This window comes from Halobacterium sp. R2-5, from assembly GCF_011734195.1.
Classification (GTDB): domain Archaea; phylum Halobacteriota; class Halobacteria; order Halobacteriales; family Halobacteriaceae; genus Halobacterium.
Genome location: NZ_JAANTH010000001.1, coordinates 820135 through 840810, shown reverse-complemented (window position 1 = coordinate 840810; position 20676 = coordinate 820135). Strand labels below are relative to the sequence as shown.

Sequence of the window (20676 nt, the reverse complement as noted above, 5' to 3'; positions counted from 1 at the left end):
ACAACGGCTAAGCGACTGGCTGTCGAACGCGCTGGTATGCGACTTCGCAGCTTACTCGCTGGCGCTGCCGGCACCGTCGCGGCCGCGGGCCTCCTCAACCGCGGCCTCCGCGCGAAGGCGGGCGACCTCCCGCCCGCGCTCCCGGGTACCCACGACACCTATCGCTGGCGCGGGTTCGACGTGGCGTACACCGAAGCCGGCGACAGCGACCACCCCGACGTGGTCTGCCTGCACGGCGTCCACGCGGCCGCGTCCTCCCGCGAGTTCTCCGGCGTCTTCGACGAGCTCGCCGACGACTACCACGTGATCGCGCCCGACCTCCCCGGGTTCGGGCGGACCGACCGGCCGCCCGTCGCGTACACGTCCTCGCTGTACGAGGAGTTCGTCGCGGACTTCGTCGGCGACGTCGCCGACGACCCCGTGGTCCTCGGGTCGTCACTGACGGGCGCGTGGGCGTCGATAGCGGCCGACGAAGCCGACGTCGCCGGCTTGTTGCTCGTCTGCCCGACCGCGGACACCGGTCCGCGGCGCCCGTGGGTACGGGGCTTCCTCAGGTCGCCCGTCGCCGGCGCCGCGGCGTTCGACGCGCTCACCTCGAAGCCGTCGCTGAAGTACTTCGACGAGCGCGACGGCTTCTACTACCCCGACCGCGTCCCCGTCGACCTCCTCGACTACCAGTGGCGGACCGCCCACCAGGCGGGCGCGCGGTTCGCGCCCGCGTCGTTCGCCGGCGGCTTCCTCGACCCCGACGTCGACCTCGGCGCCGAACTCGCCGCCCGCGACTGCCCCGTCACGATCGTCTGGGGCCGGGAGGCCACGATCACGACGCTCGCGGAGGGCCGGGACATCGCCGACAGCGCGGACGCGCGACTGGTCGTCGTCGACGAGACCCGCCTCCTCCCGCACGCAGAACAGCCCGAGGTGTTCCTCGACGCGGTCCGCGAGGACCTACCGAAGCTCGAAACGCACTAGGCGCTCGCCGTTCGTCTCCGTCTCACCGACGGTCGGCGCGACTTCTGTGCCGATCTCCACGTCCTCGTAGTCCGCGAGCACCTGGCCCGTGAGCCGCACCGGTCCGAAGTCCACGACCGCGGTGACGTACGGCGCGTCGTCGGCGAACGACGGCGCCGGCACGTGGACCTGCGTGTACGTCGCCACCTCGCCGGTCTCCGGCAGCGGCTCCTCGTCGAGGTCCGTGCTCCCGCACTCCGGGCAGACGCGCCGCGGCGGCAGGCTGCCGTGGCCGTTCGCGCACGCCAGATAGTAGCCGTCGCCCTCGGCGAGCGCGTCCAGCAGGTCGTCGAAGCCCGCGTCGCGCACGCGCTCCTCGCTCGTGTCGGTCATTCTCCCACCTCTTCGAGGACGTGGACCACGGCACTCGCCACGGTCCCACCGGCGTTGTGCGCGACGCCGACGCGGGCGTCGGGGACGTGCTCGCTGTTGACGTGGTCGCCGCGCAGCAGCTTCGTGAGCTCCGCGACCTGGCTCGTGCCCGTCGCGCCGACCGGGTGACCCTTCGCCTTGAGGCCGCCCGAGAGGTTCACTGGGAGGTCGCCGTCCCGGGTCGTCACGCCCTCGCGAGCGGCGGTGACGCCCTCGCCGGTCTCGAAGAACCCCAGCGACTCCAGCGCGAGCACCTCCGCGATGGTGAAGCAGTCGTGGACCTCTGCGACGTCCACGTCGTCGCTAGTGACGCCGGCGTCCCCGTAGGCTTCCTCGGCGGCCGCCGTCGCAGCGGGCGACGTCGCGGCGTCCTCACGGTCCTGGAGCGCCATCCGGTCGCCGCCCTGGCCGGTGCCCGTGATGGCGACACCCGCGTCGAGGCCGTTGTCCTCTGCGTAGTCCTCGCTGACGAGCACGACCGCGCTCGCGCCGTCCGTGATCGGGCAGGCGTCGTAGAGATGTAGCGGGTCCGCGACCGCCGGCGAGTCCAGCACCTCCTCGACGGTGATCTCGCGCTGGTACTGCGCGTGGTGGTTTCCAACGGCGTTCGCGTGGTTCTTCACCGCGACGTGCGCGAGATCCTCGCGCGAACCGCCGAACTGCTCGAAGTACGCCGCCGCCATCATCGCGTACGCCCCGGGGAACGTGACGCCCGCGCGCACCTCGTAGAGTTCGTCGGCGGCGATGGCGAGCACCTCCGTGGACTCGGCCGTCGCGAGGTTCGTCATGCGCTCGGCGCCGCCGACCACGAGCACGTCCGCCTCGCCGTTCCGGACGTCGCGGACGGCCTGCCGGAGCGCGACGCCGCTGGACGCGCACGCGCTCTCGTAGCGCGTCGCGGGCGCCTGCACGCCCAGTGCCTCCGCCGCGAGCGGTCCCTGGTGGCCCTGGTGCTCGCTCAGCGCGCCCATGAAGTTACCGTAGTGAACGGCCTCGACGTCCCCGCGGTCGACGCCGGCGTCGTCGAGCGCCCTCGTGCCGGCCTCCGCGAACAGGTCGCGGGTCGTGCGCTCGGGGTGACTGCCGAACGGCGTCATCCCGGCGCCCGCGACTCGAACCTTCGTCATACCCGGTGGTTCGCCGAGTAGCGTGAAAAGGTGTGGGGGACCGCGGACCTACATCCCCATGTCCGCCGCGGCGTCCGGCACCGGGAGGTCGTTCGGGCGCACGCCCAGCAGCTCCGCGGCGTGGTCGAGGGCCATGTCGAAGCCGTAGTACCGTTCCAGTTCGTCGCCGTCGGCGCTCGGGCGGACCTTCAGCATCGCGTACCCCTCGACGTTCTGCGCGACCGCGGCGGTCTGCCCGTCGCGCTCGAACGCCAGGACGCGCTCGGTGTCGGTCTCGTAGTAGCGGGCGGTGACGCCGTCGTCCTCGGCGGTCTCCTCGGTCATCGTCGGCGATTCGGCCGGGCAGGGGAAAAACACGACGGGTCCGCCGTCGGCGGGAGTCCACAACGTCTATTGGCTGCGCGGCGAGTGCGTCGCGTACAGCGATGGGGCTCGCAGGACTGTACTCGACGGTGTTCGCGCCGGAGCTGTTCGTCCTCGAAGCGACCGCGCTGCTCGTCGCCTACGAGTGGCGCGCCCGGGACTGGAGCGAGCGCGCGCTCGCGGTCCGACTGGGCGCCGTCCTCGCGGGGTGGACGCTCGCGTTCGCCGTGTACGCTGGCGGCCCGAGCCTCGTGGCGGGCGGCGTGCCGGGCGGCGACGACTTCTACGCGAGCGTCGGATTGATTGTCGGATTCGGCCTCATTTGGCTGGCGTGGACGCGCCAGAACCTCGACTCCGTCGGGCCGGAGTACTGCCTGCTGCTGGTCGCGACGTCGGTCGTCCACGCCGTCGTCGTCCCGCTGTGGGACGTGTCGAGCCACGTGCTGTACGCCGCGGTCCCGGTCGTCTACCTCGCGACCGTCGACCGGCGGTTCGCGGCGCTGCTCGTCGTCCCCGGCGCGATGGTGTGGAGCCGCGTCGCGACCGGCGCGCACACATCGCTGGAATCCGTCGCGGGGCTCGCGCTCGGCGTCGTCCTCGTCGCGGGCGCGCTCGCCGTCTCCCGGAACCGTGGGACGGCCCGCCGGCGGACCGGTCAGTCGCAGTGAGCGCAGTCGTTCCCGGAGTCGTTTTCACGCCGGGCGCCCTGGTTCCCGACGATGCGAGTTGTCACGCGGAGGGGTAGCGTTGGCTGAAGCCGAACCGGCCGCCGAGCGCCGCGAACGGGACGCAGACGATGACGTCCAGTCCGTGGAGTTCACCGCCGCGGGGTTCCGCGAGGGGTTCGTCACGGGGTTCCCGGTCGCCGTCGGCGTCGCGGGCTACGGCGTCGTCTTCGGCGTGGTCGCGCGCCGCGCGGGCCTGAGCGTCGCGGAGGCCGCGGTGATGAGCGCGACCGTCGTCGCGGGCGCCGCCCAGCTCGTCGCGGTCGAACTGTGGGCGGACCCGATTCCGGTGGTCGCGGTCGTCTCGACGACGCTGCTCGTGAACCTCCGGTACGTGCTGATGGGCGCGGCGCTGCGGCCGTGGCTCGGCCAGCTCGACCCGCTGGAGGCGTACGGGAGCGTGTTCTTCTTCGCGGACGAGAACTGGGCGCTGTCCATCGGCGCGCTGCGGTCGGGGAGCCGCAACGGCGCGTTCCTGTTCGGCAGCGGCGTCGTCCTCTGGCTGCTGTGGATCGCCTCCACGGCCGTCGGTGCGACCGCGGGGGACCTCGTCGGCGACCCCGCGACGTACGGGCTCGACTTCGTCGCGACCGCGCTGTTCCTCACGCTCGCCGCGGGCTTCTGGGGGGGCAAAGAGTCGCTGCGCCCGTGGGTCGCCGCGGCCGCCGCTGCGCTCGCGACGAACGCCGTCGTGCCCGGCGAGTGGTACATCCTCGTCGGCGCGCTCGCCGGCGCCGCGGCGGAGGTGGTGACCTATGAGGATTGAAGCGCTCCGGCTCGACCCCGCCGTCGTCGGTGTGATTCTCGCGATGGCCGCGGTGACGTACGCGGCGAAGGCGGGCGGCTTCTGGCTGCTCGGCCACGTCGACCTCTCCGAGCGCGCGGAAGCCGGCATCGACGTGCTCCCGGGCGCGGTCGTCGTCGCGTTCGTCACGCCCGCGCTCGCCGACGGCGGGCTCCCCGAGTGGGTCGCCGCCGCCGCGACGCTCGCCGTCGCGCGCAAGACCGGGAACCTCCTCGTGTCGCTGGCGGTCGGCGTCGGCGTCGTCGCCGCGGCGCGGAGCGTCCTGTAGCGCGCATTCGCACACTTTTTGTGTCGACTCCGAGACTGGAGAGACGACAGATGAGCCGCCGGGAGCAGAACGGACGCAGCGGGGGAACACGGAGGGAGGGCGAGCGGTGAGCTCCGAGAGCGGGCCGACGCCGCCGTCCGAGCGCATCGTCGGCCTCGACGCGCTCCGCGGGTTCGCCCTGCTCGGCATCCTGGTCATCAACATCCGGCTGTTCTCGATGCCCGAGATCGTGCTGCTGAACCCGACGGCGTACGGCGACTTCTCGGGCGCGAACTACTGGGCGTGGTTCGCCGGCCACGTCCTCGTCGAGCAGAAGTTCATCACGCTGTTCACGATGCTGTTCGGCGCCGGCGTCGTCCTCTTCACCCGCACCCGCGACCGCGACGAAATCGGGACGCTCAGCCTGCACTTCCGGCGCGCGGGCTGGCTCGTCGTCTTCGGGCTCGCGCACGCCTACCTGCTGTGGTACGGCGATATCCTGTTCGCGTACGGCGTCACCGCGTTCTGGGTCGTGTTCGCGCGCGACGAGTCCCCGCGCTGGCTCGTCGGCGTCGGTCTCGGCCTGCTCGCGGTCCCCTCGGCCACGGAGGTGTGGGCCGCGCTGTTCGCGGACCTCTCGTCGTTCGCGCAGACGTGGCAGCCCGCGGAGGCCGCGCTCCGCGCGGAGGTGGCGACCTACCGCGGCGGCTGGCTCGAACAGATGGACCACCGCGTCTCGTCGTCGTTCCGCCGCCAGACTTCCGGCTACCTCGGGGCCACGGGCTGGCGCGTCGGCGGGTCGATGCTCATTGGGATGGCGTTGTACGACTGGGGCGTGCTGACGAACGACCGCTCGCCGCGGTTCTACCGCCGGCTCGTCGTCGCCGGCGGCGTGCTCGGCCTCGCACCGACGCTCGCCGGCGTCTGGTACATCCAGGCGAACGACTGGGCGCCGGCCGCGGGCCTGCTCTGGCAGCAGTTCTTCTACTGGGGGGCCATCCCGCTCGCGCTCGCGTACGTCGGCCTCGTGATGCTGTACGCCCAGTGGCGCCCCGCTGGCGTCCTGACTCGCACGCTGGCCGCCGTCGGCCGCACCGCGTTCAGCAACTACATCCTCCAGAGCGTGCTCGCCACCACCATCTTCTACGGCCACGGCCTCGGTCTGTTCGGGCGCGTGAGTCGTGCGGAGGCGCTCGGCGTCGTCGCCGCCATCTGGGTCGTGCAGGTCGTGCTCTCCGTGCTCTGGCTGCGGCGCTACCGCTACGGCCCGATGGAGTGGCTCTGGCGCACGCTCACGTACGGCGAGCGCCAGCCGCTCAGACTGCGAAACGGGGACGAGCAGTAACGCTCGGCGCAGTTTCGTCGTTCAGCCGGACGTCAGAGAGCGAAAAGCCGGACTGCTGGGCCGCTGTGCAGACCGGTGCTTCAGCCGCGGCTGAAGGCGTTACGCGGCTTCCCGCCAATAATCGATGGTGCGGTACAGGAGATACAGAACGGCGTTGAGGACGCCAGTCACGGCGAATAGCTGACCGAGCTGGAGCCAGACTCGCTCGAACGGCAGCCCCAGATCGCTCACTCCGTACGTGAACACGGCGGAGATGACGCCCCAGATGATCAGGATGGCGGCGATACGTGCGCCGTCCGCTATGTACGACGATACCGCTCGTGCCTGCGGAATGGAGGGCCGATCAGACATACGGGCGTCCTTTCACCGTCTCCCGGAAATATTCTATGTATCTGATACTCGCGGGCGCCGGTCTGTCAGTGACTGATTCGTCTGTGCAGTTGCTCACCCTCGACGCCGAATAAAGGAACAGTACAGACGACGACAGCTAACCGCTACTTCAGGAGCCGCTGAGCAATCGTGTTCCGGAGCACTTCGCTGGTGCCCTCGTAGATCTCGTTGAGCTTCGCGTCCCGGTAGTAGCGCTCGACGGCGAAGTCCTTCGTGTAGCCGTAGCCGCCGTGAATCTGGATGCCCTCGTTGGTGACCTCTCGGGAGATCTCGGAGGCGTAGAGTTTGGCCTGCGCGGCGTCCTTGATGAAGTCCTCGCCGCGCATCTTCTTGTCCGCGGCGCGGTGCATCAGCAGCTCCGCGGACTGGATCTTCGTGTCCATGTCCGCGAGCTTGTGCTGAATCGCCTGGAAGTCGCTGATTGGCTGGTCGAACTGCTCGCGGGCCTGCGCGTACTCCAGGCTGTCGTCGAGGGCGGCGCGCGCGAGGCCGATGGAGCGCGCGGCGATGGTGATGCGACCGCCGTTGAGCGTTTCGAGCGCGTGCCGGAAGCCGTCGCCTTCCTCGCCGAGCAGCCGGTCCTCGGGGACGCGCATGTCGTCGAAGCGGAGTTCCGCGGTCGGACAGCCCTTGTCGCCGAGTTTGTCCTCCGTGCCCTCGACGTGGAAGCCGTCGTCCTCCTCCGGGCGGACGACGAACGAGGAGATGCCCTGGTGGCCGGCGTCGGGGTCGGTCTTCGCGAACAGCGTCACCGTGTCCGCGACGCTGCCGTTCGAAATCCAGAGCTTCCCGCCGTTCACGACGTACTCGTCGCCGTCCCGTTCGGCAGTAGTCTCCATCGACGGGACGTCCGAGCCGGCGCCGGCCTCCGAGAGCGCGAACGCGCCGACGTCGTCGCCGCGATTCATCGCCGCGAGGTACTCGGACTTCTGGTCGTCGTCGCCGTACTGGTAGAGCATGTTCCCCGCGAGGCTCGTGTGCGCCGCGACGATCGTCCCGAGCCCGCCGCTCCCGCGCGAGATCTCTTCGAGCGCGATGGCGTACGAGTGATAGTCCAGTCCCGCGCCGTCGTACGCCTCGGGGAACGGCATCCCCATCAGGCCGAGGTCGCTCATCTCGTCGACGAGGTCCCGCGGGAACTCGTCCTCGCGGTCGATCTCGGACGCGCGCGGAATCACTTCCTCGTCGACGAACTCCGCGACCATCTCCTCGATCTGGCGCTGCTCGTCGCTGAGGCTGAAGTCCATGCGGGAATCTTGCCGCGTCGTTCCTTTACTTTTCTCATACTTGTGGCGGTGGAAGCCCACCCGACGGACACTGTTTACGTCGTCCGAGGACCGACGAAAACGGCGGTTGGAGCGGCGGTCCGGGCCCCGGCCCTTTTTGCGCGTGCTCCCTTAATGGGGGGTATAGCGATGGTCGGAGGCCACACCGAGCACCCCCAGCCCGCGGCCGACGAGCGCGCGTGGTGTCACGACGCCGTGCAGGACGTCTCCCGCACGTTCGCGTTGACAGTCGACGCGCTCGAGGAGCCGATGGCGACCCGAATCTGCGTCGGCTACCTGCTGTGCCGGGTGGCCGACACGGTCGAGGACGCCACGTCGATACCGCCGGACGAGCAGGCCGCGCTCCTGCGGACGTACGACCGCGTGCTGGACCCAGACGGCGAGACGACCGCCGAGGAGTTCCGCGCTGCCGTCGACCCCCATCTGCCCGAGGACCCGAACGCAGACTGGACGGTCGTCGCGGAGGCGGCGCGCGTGCTGCGGGCGTTCGAGAGCCTCGACGCGGACGCGCAGGACGCGATTCGCCCGACCGTCCGCGAGATGACGACGGGGATGGCGTCGTTCGTGGAGCGGTACGCCGACGACGGCGGGCTCCGCATCCAGTCCGTCGAGGAGCTGGAAGAGTACTGCTGGTACGTCGCTGGGACCGTCGGCGAGCTCGTCACGGAGCTGCTGGCGGCGGACGCCGGTCGCGAGGACGCGGCGACGATGCGCGAGCACGCGCGGTCGTTCGCGCTGCTCCTCCAGCTCGTGAACGTCGCGAAAGACGTGCGCCCGGACTACCACGAGGAGAACAACGTCTACCTGCCGGCGTCGTGGTTAGACGAGGCGGGCGTCGACCCCGAGTCAGTCGCGGACCCGTCGAACGCGGAGGGCGTGGGGAACGTCGTCGAGCGCGTCGTCGACCGCGCGCGGGGGTACGCCGACGGCGCGCAGCGGTGGCTGGAGGCGATGCCGACGACCCGCGGGAACACGGTGGCGGCGTGGACGGTCCCGTACCTGCTGGCGGTCGGGACGATGCGGGAGCTCCGCGACCGGCCGGAGGACGTCGTCGCGGACGGCGACGTGAAGGTCTCGCGGGCGGAGGTCCACGCGGTGTTGACCCGCGTCACGGGGGACTTCGACCGGTCGGCGCTCGGGCGGCTGCGCGAACGCATCTCGACCCGGCCGCTGGCCTGAACCCGGAACGCGTTAGTCCCTGCCGGCGCGACCTCCTCGCATGGAGACTGTCGCCGACGTCGTCGCGAGTCTCGACGACCCGGACCGGCCGGTCCTTCGCGCCGGCCGCGTCCACGACGCCCGCGAGTTCCGGTCGCGGGCGTACAAGACGGGGAACGCGCTGCGCCACCGCGGCGTCCGCGAGGGCGCCGGGGTCGCGATTCTCGACGTGCCCGCGCCGGCAGCGCTGCACACGTTCTTCGGCGCGGCGCTGCTCGGCGCGACCGTGGAGTTCGGGCCGGACCGCGTCGTCGAGGCGCGAGTGCTCGCGGGGCCGACCGCGGAGCTCGGCGAGTACGACCTGCCGCCGGGCGGCCAGCGCGTCGGCTGGGGGGAGCCGCCCGCGGACCCGTCGTGGATGTACTTCGAGCGCGACGTCTGGAGCGAGAATCCGACGTTCCCGGAGCCGACGGTGACCGCCGAGACGGAACTGCTCGCGGGAGTGGCGCACGGCGACGCGGTCGCAGCGGCGGAGCGGGTCGCCGAGACGTACGACGAGAACGACCGGGTCGCCCTGCGTGCGCCGCTCGCCGACCCGGGCACCGTCGTCGCGGGCGTGCTCGCGCCGCTGCTCGCCGGCGCGTCGATTCTGCTCCCGTCCGCCGGCGGGGCGGGAACGGTCGCGGTCGCGGCGGACGAGGCGCCCGAGGACCGGGTCGTATCGCCCGGCAGCGTCGACCTGTAGCCGGCGAGTGCGAGTGGATACCACTCTCGCGAAATCGCTTTAATCCGGGGGCGAAATGGGGGAGACATGCCCCGTTTCGTGATTTACGGCGGCGACGACACTCGCCGCTTCGCCGACGCCGAGTCGAGCAGCGACGACGACGCGGAGGGGGTGAGCGAGTGATGCCCGGCCCCGTCCTGGAGGTCGGCGACGACCTCGTGCTGCGGACCGTCGAGCGCGACGACGCGGCGTTCCTCCAGCGGCTGTTCACGGACCCCTACGCGCGGACGAGCCTCCACGAGCAGACGCCGAAGAGCGAGGCGGAAGTCGAGGAGTTCGTCGAGGAAGAACTCGAGGATGACTCGAACGCCGCCTACCTCGCGTGCGTCGACGACGAGGACACGCCCTACGGCCATCCCGAGGACGACGAGACGACGCCGGTGGCGTTCGTGTACGCCCACCACGTCGACCGCGACCGCCCGCGGCTCCTACTGTGGACTCCCGAGGAGCACCGCGGCGACGGCCACGGCGCGCCCGCGCTCGAACTCGCGCTGAAGGGACTGTTCCGGACGTACGACGCCCACACGGTCGGCGCCGAGGTGCTGGAGGGCAACGACTACGTCCGCGAGGCGTTCGAGGCGGTCGGGTTCACGAACGAGGGCCGCGACCGCGAGCGCCGGTTCGTGAACGGCGAGTACCGCGACGGCATCCAGTACGGCTTGCTCCGCGAGGAGTGGGAGGAATAATGCCCGGGCCAGTCGTCACGGAGGGCGACCGCGTCGTCTTCCGCACGGTCGAGCGCGACGACGCCGAGTTCCTCCAGCGGGCCTCGACGGACCCCCGAATCCGGTACTCGCTGGGCTCGATTCACCACCGCTCGAGCGCCCAGCAGGAGGAGGGAATCGAGGAGTGGATCGAGAGCGAGCGCACCGCGACGTTCGTCGCGTGCGTTGAAGGCGCGGCGGCGACCGCCGCGGAACAGTCGAGCAGCGAGGGACGGAGTCCCTCGGACCGTTCGAGCGGGCCGAGCCCGCGAGAAGACGGCGACGAGCCGCGAGACGAGGAGGACGCCCCGCGGGGCAGTCCCGACGACGGGGAGACGACGCCCATCGGGAGCTTCAACGCGCGGAACGTCGGCAGCGACCGCGTGTGGCTGTCGTACTGGCTGCTCCCCGACTACCACGGTGAGGGGTACGGCCGCGACATGGCGGAGACGGGCATCGACTACGTCTTCGAGAACTTCGACGTCCACGGCATCACCGCGGGCGCCTACGAGTTCAACGACGCCTCCCGCGGGCTGCTGGAGGCGATGGGGTTCACGCAGGTCGCGCGCCGCCGCGAGTCGCGGTACATCGACGGCGACTACTACGACGAGGTGCGCTACGACCTGCTGCGCCGCGAGTGGGAGTGAGGGGCGGCCCTACCGCGCGTCCCCGAGCGCCTCGATGGCTTCGGGGTTCTCGATGCTGGAGCGGTCGCCGACGTCCTCGCCCGTGTACGCGCCTTCGATGGCGCGGCGGACGATCTTCCCGGACTGCGTCTTCGGGAACTCGTCGACGAACAACACCTCGCGCGGGCGGAACGGCTTCCCGAGTTCGGCGCCGACCTGCTCGCGGAGGCCGGCGCGGAGGTCCTCGCTCGGGCTGACGCCGTCCTCCAGAATCACGTACGCGACGACGGCCTCCCCGGTGGTGTCGTCGGGGACGCCGACCGCGGCGGCCTGATTGACGGCGTCGTGGTCGATGAGCGCGCCCTCCACCTCGGCGGGGCCGACCTTCCGCCCGGCGACGTTGATAGCGTCGTCCGCGCGGCCGTGCAGGAACCAGAAGCCGTCCTCGTCGACCTGCGCCCAGTCGCCGTGGTTCCAGACGTCCTCGAAGCGCGACCAGTACTCCGCGAGGTAGCGCTCGTCGCCGCTCCAGAGGCTCTTGGTCATCGCGGGGTTCGAGGAGCGCGCGACGAGGTAGCCGCGCTCGTGTTCGTCCCTGACGGAGTTGCCGTCCTCGTCGACGACGTCGATGTCCATGCCGAGGCCGGGACCGCCCAGGGTACAGGGCTTCAGCGACTGGATGGGCATCGGCATCAGGAAGCAGCCGAACACCTCGGTGCCCCCGGAGATGTTGATGATCGGAGCTTCGCCGCCGCCGACGTGCTCGTAGAACCACAGCCAGCTCTCGGGGTCCCACGGCTCGCCCGTGGAGCCGAGCAGGCGCAGGCTGGAGAGGTCGTGGCCCTCGAGCCAGTCGTCTCCATATTTCCGGAGCGCGCGAATCGCGGTCGGGGAGATGCCGAACTGGGTGACGCCGTGGCGGTCGATCATCTCCCAGAAGCGATCGGGTTCGGGGTGGTCGGGCGCGCCCTCGTACATCACGATGGTGCCGCCGAACGCGTGGTTGCCGACGAGCGTCCACGGCCCCATCATCCAGCCGATGTCGCTCACCCAGAAGAAGCGGTCGCCGGGCTTCCGGTCGAACCCGAAGTGGATCTCTTTGGCGGGCTGGACGAGCGTGCCGGCGTGCGTGTGCACGATTCCCTTCGGCTTCCCCGTCGTCCCCGACGAATAGAGGAGCATGCAGGGGTCGCTGGCGTCCATCGCGCGCGTCTCGAAGCCGTCGTCCCGCGTCGCGACGGCGTCACTCCACCATTCGTCACGGTCGTCGTCCCACGGGATATCCGCCCCTAGTCTATCGTAGACGATGGTGTGCTCGACGTGGCCGGCCTGCTCGACGGCCTCGTCGGCGGTCTCCTTGAGCGTGATTTCGTCGCCGCGGCGGTAGAAGCCGTCGCCCGTGAACAGCACCGAGCACTCGGCGTCCGCGATGCGGGTGGCGGTGGCGTCGACGCCGAACCCCGAGAAGATGGGGACGGCGACGGCGCCGACCTTGAAGACGCCGTAGAGGATGCTCTGGACCTCGGGCACCATCGGCATGTAGAGGGCGACCGTGTCGCCCTCGCCGACGCCGCGCTCGGTCAGCGCGTTCGCGACCCTGTTGGCCTGCCGGTGGAGGTCGTGGTAGGTCTGCTGGCGGACCTCGCCGTCCTCGCCCTCCCAGATGCAGGCGACGTGGTTCCGCGTCCCGGAGTCGACGCGCGCGTGACGGTCGACGGTGTTGTGCGCGACGTTGAGCTCCGCGCCCGGGTACCACTCCGTGAACTGCGGGCCGTCGCGGCTCGCGGCTGCGCCGCTCGCTCCTTCCGGGGCGCGTCGCACCCCGCGCTCGTCCCGAACCTCGTCGAAGCCCTCGTAGAACTCCAGGCCGAGGTAGTCGGGGAGCTCGCCCCAGAACCAGTCGAGGTCCGAGGTGGTGCGCTCGACGAGCTCGTCGTAGTCGCCGATGTCGTACGCCTGCATGAACTGCCAGACGTTCGTGGACTCGACGAACTCCTCGGAGGGCCTGTGAACGACTTCGTCGACTTCGTCGAGGGTGTCCATGTGTTGGTCCTCTGTCGGTCCCGGCAAAGGTGTTTCGCAGTTTTTGCCTGTGTCGGCTGCGACACCGGAAGGGTTATAGAAACGCCAGTTCTGGCTTCCGTCAATACATGCCGCCGAGCGGTCGTTCTGCGGACCGCGCGGGCGTGACGACTGTCGTGGTGGTGGCCGTCGTCGCGGCCGTCCTAGTCGCCGGCGCGCTCTGGCTCGTGGCCGCGCCGGAGGCGACCAGCCGGCCCATCGGCACGGACGCCGCCGACAGGCACGCCGACGTCGACGGCGTGACCGCGACCGAGACGCGCGTCGTCCGGCGCGGCGGGGAGACTACGCGGACCGTCGCCGACGTCGCCTTCCGCCCCGGAACCGAGCAGCGCCGCGAGCACGTCGTCACCGGCGAGACCGGATACGACCTGACGGTGTCGAACGGGTCCGTGATGTGGATGTACGACAGCGGCGACGACGTCGCGAAGCGCGTGCCGCTCTCGGAGATGCCCGGGGACGGGGTCGCCCGCGGCGAGCGAGTCGAGCGGCTGTTCACCGCGTTGAACGTCACGCAGCGGTCGGCGGCCGAGCAGGCGTCCAGTCCGGAAATCGAGCCGCTGCCCGTCGTCCCCGGGGTCGCCGGCGGACCGAACGCCTCCGCGGACGCGACGGTCGGCGCGGAGTACGACGGCACCGAGCGCGTCGACGGCCGCGAGGCGTACGTCCTCCGCGTGACCTCGCAGGACGACAGCGCGAACTACGAGCAGACGCTGTGGGTGGACACCGAGCACTTCGTCGTGCTGAAACAGCAAACCGAGTGGGTCGACGACGGCGTACCGGTCTCCGTGACGAGAACGTACTCGAACGTCTCCGTGAACCCCGACCTCGACGAGGGCGCCTTCGAATTCGCCCCGTCCGGGAACACCACCGTCGAGCGCGTGGAGACGCCCGAGACGACCGCCTACGAGAGCGTCGGCGCGCTCCGCGAGGCGACGGACGTCTCCGTACCGTCGCCCGACGTGCCGCCGTCGTTCCGGCTGACGTACGCCTCCGAGACGACCGGCGACGTCCACGGCGTCGGGCTGCGGTACGTCAACGAGACCGCGCGGGTCACGCTCGCGAAGTACGACCGGACGTTCCCGGCGAGCGGCGACGAGACGGTCGCCATCGGCGACCGCGAGGGCGCGGTGACGTACGGCCCGACGACGTCGGTGTCGTGGAACTGCGGCGAGTACCGGTACACGGTCCGCGGGCAGGGCGTCCCGGCGTCGCTCCTCGTGGAGTTCGCGCGGTCGGCCGGCTGCGAGTAGCCCCACGTCGTGTGCGAACTCGTACCAAACATTTACTGTGAGTGACGCGAACGGGCTGCTATGCGAGCAGCAGTCCTCGACGCATACGGCGAACCGCTCTCGATTCGCGACGTCGACAGGCCCGAGCCAGACCCGACCGGCGTCGTCGTGGAGACGGAGGCCTGCGGCATCTGCCGGAGCGACTGGCACGCCTGGCAGGGCGACTGGGACTGGCTCGGCGCGCAGTCCCCGACCGGCCAGATTCTCGGCCACGAGCCCGCCGGCACCGTCGTCGAGGTCGGCGAGGACGTGAGTTCGGTCAGCGAAGGCGACCGAGTTGCGGTGCCGTTCACGCTCGGCGACGGCACGTGCCCCCACTGCCGCCAGGGTCGCGGGAACGTCTGCGAGAACGGCGTCCCGCTCGGGTTCACGCCCATCGCGCAGGGCGCGTTCGCCGAGGAGTTCGCGGTGCCGTACGCCGACCACAACGCCATCGCGCTCCCCGACGGCGTCGACGCCACCGAGATGGCGGGGCTGGGCTGCCGGTTCACCACCGCGTTCCACGGCGTCGCCCACCGCGCGGACCTCGCGCCCGGCGACTGGGTCGCCGTCCACGGCTGCGGCGGCGTCGGGCTCTCCGCGGTCCACGTCGCGGACGCGCTCGGCGGCCGCGTCGTCGCCGTCGACCTCGACGAGGACGCGCTCGACCACGCCCGCGACCTCGGCGCCGAGACCACGGTGAACGCCAGCGACGTCGAGGACGTGCCCGGGGAAGTAATCGATATCACGGACGGCGGCGCGGACGTCTCCGTGGACGCGCTCGGCGTCGCGGAGACCTGCCGGAACGCGATTCGGAGCCTCGGCACGCGCGGCCAGCACGTCCAGATCGGGCTGACGACCAGCGAGGAGCGCGGCGAGATATCGCTGCCGACGGACGCGATGGTCCTCGAAGAGATCGAGTTCTACGGGTCGTACGGGATGGCGCCCTCCGACTACGGCGAGCTGTTCAGCATGGTCGAAGCCGGGAAGCTCGATCCCGGACGCGTGGTCTCCGAGACCGTCGACCTCGCCGGCGTCTCGGAACAGCTCGAACGCATGAGCGACTTCGAGACCTCGGGCATCCCCGTCGTGGACAGCTTCTGAGAGCGACGCCCCCTCGCGGCTCGAATCGGGCAGTCCGCAAACGCTTTTCCGGCCCCCCGTGCAACGGTACGGGTATGTACGCCCGCGACGCGAAGAAACACGAGGAGGTGTGGTTGCTCGACCGCCTCGACGAGTTCGGGTTCGAGGACCCGGCGTTCCGGTCGCGGGACTACGTGCTGGCCATCGACGGCGAGACCAACGAGCGCGCGGGGTTCGCGCGCCTCCGCGTCCACTCGGGCGACGGCGACGGCGTCTGCGAGTTCACGAACATCGGCGTGCGGGAGGACTGGCGCGGCCGCGGCGTGGGCGCGCACCTCCTCGAGTACTTGGTGGAGGACGCCCGCGAACAGGGGCTCGAGGCGGCGTACGCGCTCACCGACGAGCCGGAGTACCTCGCGCAGTTCGGCTTCGAGCGCGTGGACGCCGAGGAGCTCCCCGAGCCGCTCCCGGACCGCCTCGACGCCACCCGGGAGTACCAGCCCGACGCCGTCCCCGTCTTCCTCGACTTCGCCGACTTCGACATCCCCGAGCGCCTCGTGGAGCGCTTCACCGCCGACGAGAGCGACGACGACGAGGACACCGAGCCCGAGGAGTCCGCGGAGGACTTCGGCATCGACCCGGACTCGGCGACGTACAAGTACGACACGGGCGGGTGACGAGTCGAGGCAGTCGCCGCCGGCGGCGTTCCTCCGCGGGAACGTACAAACGTTAAGGCGCAGTCCCGCGTCCGTCCAGTCATGTTCGACGACGAGGACCTCGCGGAGATCCGCGAGGCCCGCGAGGACTGGGACGAGGACTCCCTCTCGCCGACCCTCGACCGCTTCGGTGAGCGAAAGGAGGCGTTCGAGACGGACACCGGCGGGCAGTCCGTCGACCCCCTCTACACCCCGGAGGACGTCGCGGACCTCGACTACACCGAGGACCTCGGGTTCCCCGGCGAGGAACCGTACACGCGCGGCGTCTACCCGACGATGTACCGCGGGCGCCTGTGGACGATGCGCCAGTACGCGGGCTTCGGCACTCCCGAGGAGACCAACGAGCGCTTCCACTACCTCCTCGACGAGGGCCAGACCGGGCTGTCGATGGCGTTCGACCTGCCGACCCAGATGGGCTACGACTCCGACGCCGCGATGGCACAGGGGGAGGTGGGGAAGTCCGGGGTCGCCATCGACACGCTCCGCGACTTCGAGAAGGTCTTCGACGGCATCCCGCTGGACGAAGTGTCCACGTCGATGACCATCAACGCGCCCGCCGCGGTCCTGCTCGCGATGTACATCGCGGTCGGCGACCAGCAGGGCGTCCCCCGCGAGGAGCTGCGGGGGACCATCCAGAACGACATCCTCAAGGAGTACATCGCGCGGAACACGTACATCTTCCCGCCGGAGCCGTCGATGCGCATCATCACGGACATCTTCGAGTTCTGCGCGGCGGAGACGCCGAAGTTCAACACCATCTCGATCTCGGGCTACCACATCCGCGAGGCGGGCGCGACGGCTGCCCAGGAGGTGGCGTTCACGCTCGGCGACGGCATCGAGTACGTCGAGACCGCTCTCGACGCGGGGCTGGACGTCGACGAGTTCGCGCCCCAGCTCTCCTTCTTCTTCAACGCCCACAACAACGTCTTCGAGGAGGTCGCGAAGTTCCGCGCCGCCCGCCGGATGTGGGCGAAGATTATGGAGGAGCGCTTCGGCGCGGAGAACCCCAAGAGCAAGCAGCTGAAGTTCCACACGCAGACCGCGGGGTCGACGCTGACCGCCCAGCAGATCGACAACAACATCGTGCGCGTGGCGTACCAGGCGATGGCCGCAGTCCTGGGCGGCACGCAGAGCCTCCACACGAACGGGAAGGACGAGGCGCTCTCGATTCCGACCGAGGAGTCCGTCCGGACCGCGCTGCGAACCCAGCAGATTCTCGCCCACGAGTCCGGCGCGGCGGACACCATCGACCCGCTCGCAGGCAGCTACTACGTCGAGAGCCTCACCGACGACGTCGAGGAAGAGGCCCGCGGGATTCTCGACGAGGTCGAGCAGCGCGGCGGGATGCGGCAGGCAGTCGAGGACCAGTGGGTGCAGCGCCAGATTCAGGACGTGGCGTTCGAGCGCCAGCAGGAGATCGAGGAGGGCGAGCGCGTCATCGTCGGCGTCAACGAGTTCCAGGTCGAGGACGACGAGCCCGAGGTCGACATCGAGGAGGTCACGGAGGAGGACGAGCGCCGGAAAGTCGAGCAGGTCGAGTCCGTGAAGGACGACCGCGACGAGGCCGCCGTCGAAGAGGCGCTCGCAGACCTCAAAGACGCCGCCGAGGGCGACGAGAACCTGATGCCGTACATCGTGACGGCGGTGAAGGCGTACGCGAGCGTCGGCGAGATCTGTAACGCGCTCCGGGACGTGTTCGGCGAACACCAGCCCGGCGCCGCGCTCTGAGGCGGTCGCCCTCGCCGCGACACGCCGTATTATGGGGCTCGCGCGTCGTGTCGAACACATGTTCGACGACAGCGGCTGGACCGCCGACGACATGGACTCGCAGGCCGGCCGGAACGTCGTCGTGACGGGCGCGAACAGCGGCATCGGCCTCGAAGCGACGAGAGCGCTCGCGGCCCACGGCGCGCACGTCGTGATGGCGTGCCGGAGCGTCGAGCGCGGCCGGGACGCGAAACGCGAGATCGAAGCCGAGTACCCGGGCGCGTCCCTGACCGTCCGCGAACTCGACCTCGCGGACCTCGACTCGGTGGCGGCGTTCGCGGACTGGTACGAGACGACCTACGACTCCCTGGACGTGCTCGCGAACAACGCGGGCGTGATGGCGATTCCGCGCTCGGAGACCGCGGACGGCTTCGAGACGCAGTTCGGCGTCAACCACCTCGGGCACTTCGCGCTCACCGGCCGGCTGCTGGATGTCCTGCGGCAGACGAGCGGACGGACCCGCGTCGTCACGCAGTCCAGCATGGCCCACGAGAGCGGCGAGATCGACTTCGACGACCTCCAGCACGAGTCAGAGTACGACAAGTGGGCGGCCTACGGCCAGTCGAAGCTCGCGAACGTGCTGTTCGCGTACGAGCTCGACCGGCGGCTGCGCGCCGCGGACGCGAGCGTCACCAGCGTCGCCTGCCACCCCGGGTTCGCCGCCACGAACCTCCAGCTCCGCGGCCCCCAGCAGTCCGGGTCGCGGCTGCGCCTGCTCGCGATGAAGGCCGTCAACGCCGTGCTCGCGCAGAGCGCGGAAGCAGGCGCGTGGCCGCTGCTGTACGCCGCCACGCACCCGTCGGTCGACGGCGGCGAGTACGTCGGGCCGGGCGGCCTGCTGAACGCTCGCGGCCACCCCGAGGAGCAGGCGTCCAGCGAGCGCTCGCGGGACGAGGCGACCGCGCGCCGCCTCTGGTCGGTCTCCGAGGAGCTCACCGGCGTCGCCCTCGACCTGCCCGCGCCCGACAGGAGCTGACGAGCGCGCCGGTGGCTTGATAGTCGGCCGAGGGCGACGTTCCCGCATGCACGTCGACCACATCGGCGTCGTGACCGACGACGCGGACGGCCTCGCGGAACTGTACGGGACGCTGTTCGACGCGCCGGCCGTCCACGAGGAGTCCTTCGACGGTCTCCGGTTCGTGTTCCTCGAACTCGGCGAGGGCAGCTACTTCGAGCTCGTCGAACCAGTGCAGGAGGACACCGACATCGGCGGGTACCTCGACCGCGAGGGCTCGGGTATCCACCACGTCGCGCTCGCGACCGAGGACATCGAAGCAGCACTCGACACCGCCCGGGAGGCGGGTGTCGAGCTAATCGACGAGGAGCCCCGCGAGGGCGCGTGGGGCCACGACATCGCGTTCCTCCACCCGCGCGACACGGGCGGCGCGCTCGTGGAGTTCGTTCAGCACTAGCCGAGAATCGCGCGAGTGTGCGGCCCGATAGCCTCGGGCGGGTCCGCCGCGTCGAACCACCGCGCCTCCAGCACGTCCTCGGACAGCGAAACCGCCTCGCCGTCGGCCTCCGCCTCGAAGAACACCCACAGGCCAGTGACGCCGTCCCCGCCCTCGACGAGCGCGAACGACTGCTCGATTGCGCGCTCGACGCCCGTCAGCGTGCACGCCAGCCCGACGTCGTCGTGTACGCGGAACGCCGCAGTGTCGGCGTGGGTCTCGCCGCGCTCGGTCGACCCGCCGGGGAAGTCCCACGCCTCGGGCTGGTCGCGGTAGCGAACGAGCAACACCTCGTCGTCGCGCCGGACGACGACGCGCGCGCCCCCCAGCGACCCCGCCTCGGCCGCCTGCAGACAGTCCGTGTAGACTGGACGCGGAACCACCGTCTCCTCCTCGACGACGGCGAATTCCCCGTAGTCCCGTTCGAGACCGGCGAGCCGCTGCCGGACTCGGTCCCGACCGCTAGGCGACGACACGGGACGACTCTAGAAACCCTCCCGTTTAGTTCGTTTGGCTTCCAGGAAGCGCTGCCGCCCGCTCGCGGGGTCGTAGCCGGTCGAACACGACCCCGCGAGGAGCGTCGCCGGGCTACGGTGCCGGCCCGAAGCTCTCGACCTTCGCGGCGTCCGTGTCGAAGCCGGCGGCCTCCAGCGCCTCGATGGCGTCCTCGCAGAACTCCGAGAAGCCGTAGACGAACGGCACGCTGCCGGTCGGGCCCGTCAGCGACCGGACCGCGCCGCCGACGTCCTCGGCGACGACGACGACGCGCGCGCCGGCCTTCGACAGCGCCGCGAGGCGGTCCTCGTGGACGGGCTGGTCGTCCTGGTAGACGACCGTGACGTCCGCGCCGTCCGCGAGCGCGCGCTCGCCGACCGCGACGGCCGGACCGACGCCGGGGCCGCCGGCGAGCACGACGACGGCGTCCTCGCCCTCGTAGAAGTCGTCGCCGAACGGCCCCGAGACGACGACCTCGTCGCCCTCCTCGCGAGCCGCGAGCCACGGCCCGAGCGTGCCCTCGGGGTCGACCGCGACCGTCACCTCGAACGTCTCCGCGACGTCCGGCGAGGAGAGCGTGTAGAACCGGCCCTCGCGCTCGCCCTCGAACTCGCCGAACACCTGCACGAACTGGCCGGGTTCGGCCGCGAACCCGGACGGGCTGTCGAAGGTCACCGCGACCGTGTCCGCGCCGACGTCGCGGACCGCCCGCACCGTCACTGCTGTCTCGTCCATACCCGGGATTCGAGACCGGCACCCAAATGGATTCGCTTCCGCGGTCGAGTGATACTGAATCACACACGTGCGCTCGCAAAAATCGCGGTAGACACGCGGGCGTAACGCGCGCGTGGAACCATCGTCCGTCACGGGA

Annotated in this window: 23 protein-coding genes; 15 read left to right on the top strand and 8 right to left on the bottom strand. The window is 70.6% G+C overall.

Annotation, left to right across the window (positions count from 1 at the left end):
• Positions 1 to 36 precede the first annotated feature (36 nt).
• Positions 37 to 972 (top strand): alpha/beta hydrolase, encoded by a 936-nt coding sequence (locus tag G9C83_RS04475; RefSeq protein WP_167244909.1) that lies wholly within the window; start codon positions 37 to 39, stop codon positions 970 to 972.
• On the opposite strand, the gene G9C83_RS04470 is transcribed toward G9C83_RS04475, so the two are convergent.
• The 3 genes from G9C83_RS04470 to G9C83_RS04460 are packed head-to-tail and all read right to left on the bottom strand — an operon-like array spanning position 949 to position 2834.
• A complete protein-coding gene (locus G9C83_RS04470; protein ID WP_167244908.1) occupies positions 949 to 1344 on the bottom strand; it encodes a Zn-ribbon domain-containing OB-fold protein in 396 nt (131 codons plus the stop codon). The two genes, G9C83_RS04475 and G9C83_RS04470, sit on opposite strands and share 24 nt — an antisense overlap.
• The gene (locus tag G9C83_RS04465; protein WP_167244907.1) at positions 1341 to 2510 is read right to left on the bottom strand and encodes a thiolase domain-containing protein; all 1170 of its coding nucleotides are present in this window, start codon (positions 2508 to 2510) and stop codon (positions 1341 to 1343) included. The genes G9C83_RS04470 and G9C83_RS04465 overlap by 4 nt, the downstream gene beginning before the upstream one ends.
• Positions 2511 to 2558: 48 nt before the next feature.
• Positions 2559 to 2834 carry a hypothetical protein gene (locus tag G9C83_RS04460; RefSeq protein WP_167244906.1) on the bottom strand — a complete coding sequence of 92 codons (276 nt, stop codon included), beginning with the start codon at positions 2832 to 2834 and terminating at the stop codon, positions 2559 to 2561.
• A 101-nt stretch (positions 2835 to 2935) separates the two neighbouring features.
• On the opposite strand from G9C83_RS04460, the gene G9C83_RS04455 reads away from it, so the two are divergent.
• From G9C83_RS04455 to G9C83_RS16230, 4 genes are all read left to right on the top strand, one after another.
• On the top strand, positions 2936 to 3541 hold the full coding sequence (locus G9C83_RS04455; protein ID WP_167244905.1) for a hypothetical protein: 606 nt from the start codon (positions 2936 to 2938) through the stop codon (positions 3539 to 3541).
• A gap of 79 nt (positions 3542 to 3620) precedes the next feature.
• Positions 3621 to 4364: an AzlC family ABC transporter permease gene (locus G9C83_RS04450; RefSeq protein ID WP_167244904.1), complete on the top strand. Its 744-nt coding sequence runs from the start codon at positions 3621 to 3623 to the stop codon at positions 4362 to 4364.
• Positions 4354 to 4671, top strand: a complete 318-nt coding sequence (locus G9C83_RS04445) for an AzlD domain-containing protein (protein WP_167244903.1) — start codon at positions 4354 to 4356, stop codon at positions 4669 to 4671. The genes G9C83_RS04450 and G9C83_RS04445 overlap by 11 nt, the downstream gene beginning before the upstream one ends.
• A gap of 106 nt (positions 4672 to 4777) precedes the next feature.
• A complete protein-coding gene (locus G9C83_RS16230; RefSeq protein WP_167244902.1) occupies positions 4778 to 5995 on the top strand; it encodes a DUF418 domain-containing protein in 1218 nt (405 codons plus the stop codon).
• Between the two features lie 99 nt (positions 5996 to 6094).
• On the opposite strand, the gene G9C83_RS04435 is transcribed toward G9C83_RS16230, so the two are convergent.
• Both G9C83_RS04435 and G9C83_RS04430 read right to left on the bottom strand, forming a co-directional pair.
• Positions 6095 to 6346, bottom strand: a complete 252-nt coding sequence (locus tag G9C83_RS04435) for a hypothetical protein (protein WP_167244901.1) — start codon at positions 6344 to 6346, stop codon at positions 6095 to 6097.
• Positions 6347 to 6489: 143 nt separating this feature from the next.
• Entirely contained in the window at positions 6490 to 7632 is a 1143-nt protein-coding gene (locus G9C83_RS04430) for an acyl-CoA dehydrogenase (protein ID WP_167244900.1), read from the bottom strand.
• A gap of 168 nt (positions 7633 to 7800) precedes the next feature.
• On the opposite strand from G9C83_RS04430, the gene G9C83_RS04425 reads away from it, so the two are divergent.
• The 4 genes from G9C83_RS04425 (at position 7801) to G9C83_RS04410 (ending at position 10964) form a co-directional block, all read left to right on the top strand.
• Positions 7801 to 8850 (top strand): phytoene/squalene synthase family protein, encoded by a 1050-nt coding sequence (locus G9C83_RS04425; RefSeq protein ID WP_167244899.1) that lies wholly within the window; start codon positions 7801 to 7803, stop codon positions 8848 to 8850.
• Positions 8851 to 8890: 40 nt separating this feature from the next.
• The gene (locus G9C83_RS04420; protein ID WP_167244898.1) at positions 8891 to 9574 is read left to right on the top strand and encodes a long-chain fatty acid--CoA ligase; all 684 of its coding nucleotides are present in this window, start codon (positions 8891 to 8893) and stop codon (positions 9572 to 9574) included.
• A 161-nt stretch (positions 9575 to 9735) separates the two neighbouring features.
• Complete coding sequence (locus tag G9C83_RS04415; protein ID WP_167244897.1) at positions 9736 to 10299, top strand: GNAT family protein; 564 nt, start codon at positions 9736 to 9738, stop codon at positions 10297 to 10299.
• The gene (locus G9C83_RS04410) at positions 10299 to 10964 is read left to right on the top strand and encodes a GNAT family protein (RefSeq protein ID WP_167244896.1); all 666 of its coding nucleotides are present in this window, start codon (positions 10299 to 10301) and stop codon (positions 10962 to 10964) included. The genes G9C83_RS04415 and G9C83_RS04410 overlap by 1 nt, the downstream gene beginning before the upstream one ends.
• A gap of 9 nt (positions 10965 to 10973) precedes the next feature.
• Here the strand turns inward: G9C83_RS04410 and G9C83_RS04405 are convergent, their stop codons facing one another.
• Positions 10974 to 12986, bottom strand: a complete 2013-nt coding sequence (locus G9C83_RS04405; RefSeq protein ID WP_167244895.1) for an AMP-binding protein — start codon at positions 12984 to 12986, stop codon at positions 10974 to 10976.
• Positions 12987 to 13093: 107 nt separating this feature from the next.
• Here G9C83_RS04405 and G9C83_RS04400 point away from each other — a divergent pair, with 107 nt between their 5' ends.
• The 6 genes from G9C83_RS04400 to mce all read left to right on the top strand — a co-directional run bounded on the left by G9C83_RS04400 (position 13094) and on the right by mce (position 19271).
• The gene (locus G9C83_RS04400; protein ID WP_167244894.1) at positions 13094 to 14275 is read left to right on the top strand and encodes an outer membrane lipoprotein carrier protein LolA; all 1182 of its coding nucleotides are present in this window, start codon (positions 13094 to 13096) and stop codon (positions 14273 to 14275) included.
• Between the two features lie 60 nt (positions 14276 to 14335).
• Positions 14336 to 15397, top strand: coding sequence for a zinc-dependent alcohol dehydrogenase family protein (locus G9C83_RS04395; RefSeq protein WP_167244893.1), 1062 nt, complete (start codon positions 14336 to 14338; stop codon positions 15395 to 15397).
• A gap of 74 nt (positions 15398 to 15471) precedes the next feature.
• On the top strand, positions 15472 to 16053 hold the full coding sequence (locus tag G9C83_RS04390) for a GNAT family N-acetyltransferase (protein ID WP_167244892.1): 582 nt from the start codon (positions 15472 to 15474) through the stop codon (positions 16051 to 16053).
• Between the two features lie 81 nt (positions 16054 to 16134).
• Positions 16135 to 17820, top strand: coding sequence for a methylmalonyl-CoA mutase family protein (locus G9C83_RS04385; RefSeq protein ID WP_167244891.1), 1686 nt, complete (start codon positions 16135 to 16137; stop codon positions 17818 to 17820).
• A gap of 58 nt (positions 17821 to 17878) precedes the next feature.
• On the top strand, positions 17879 to 18835 hold the full coding sequence (locus G9C83_RS04380; RefSeq protein WP_167244890.1) for an oxidoreductase: 957 nt from the start codon (positions 17879 to 17881) through the stop codon (positions 18833 to 18835).
• Between the two features lie 46 nt (positions 18836 to 18881).
• Positions 18882 to 19271 (top strand): methylmalonyl-CoA epimerase, encoded by a 390-nt coding sequence (gene mce, locus G9C83_RS04375; RefSeq protein ID WP_167244889.1) that lies wholly within the window; start codon positions 18882 to 18884, stop codon positions 19269 to 19271.
• Here the strand turns inward: mce and G9C83_RS15985 are convergent.
• Both G9C83_RS15985 and G9C83_RS04365 read right to left on the bottom strand, forming a co-directional pair.
• Positions 19268 to 19786 (bottom strand): NUDIX domain-containing protein, encoded by a 519-nt coding sequence (locus G9C83_RS15985; RefSeq protein ID WP_167244888.1) that lies wholly within the window; start codon positions 19784 to 19786, stop codon positions 19268 to 19270. The two genes, mce and G9C83_RS15985, sit on opposite strands and share 4 nt — an antisense overlap.
• 112 nt (positions 19787 to 19898) lie before the next feature.
• Positions 19899 to 20540, bottom strand: a complete 642-nt coding sequence (locus G9C83_RS04365) for an FAD-binding oxidoreductase (RefSeq protein WP_167244887.1) — start codon at positions 20538 to 20540, stop codon at positions 19899 to 19901.
• Positions 20541 to 20676: the final 136 nt, after the last annotated feature.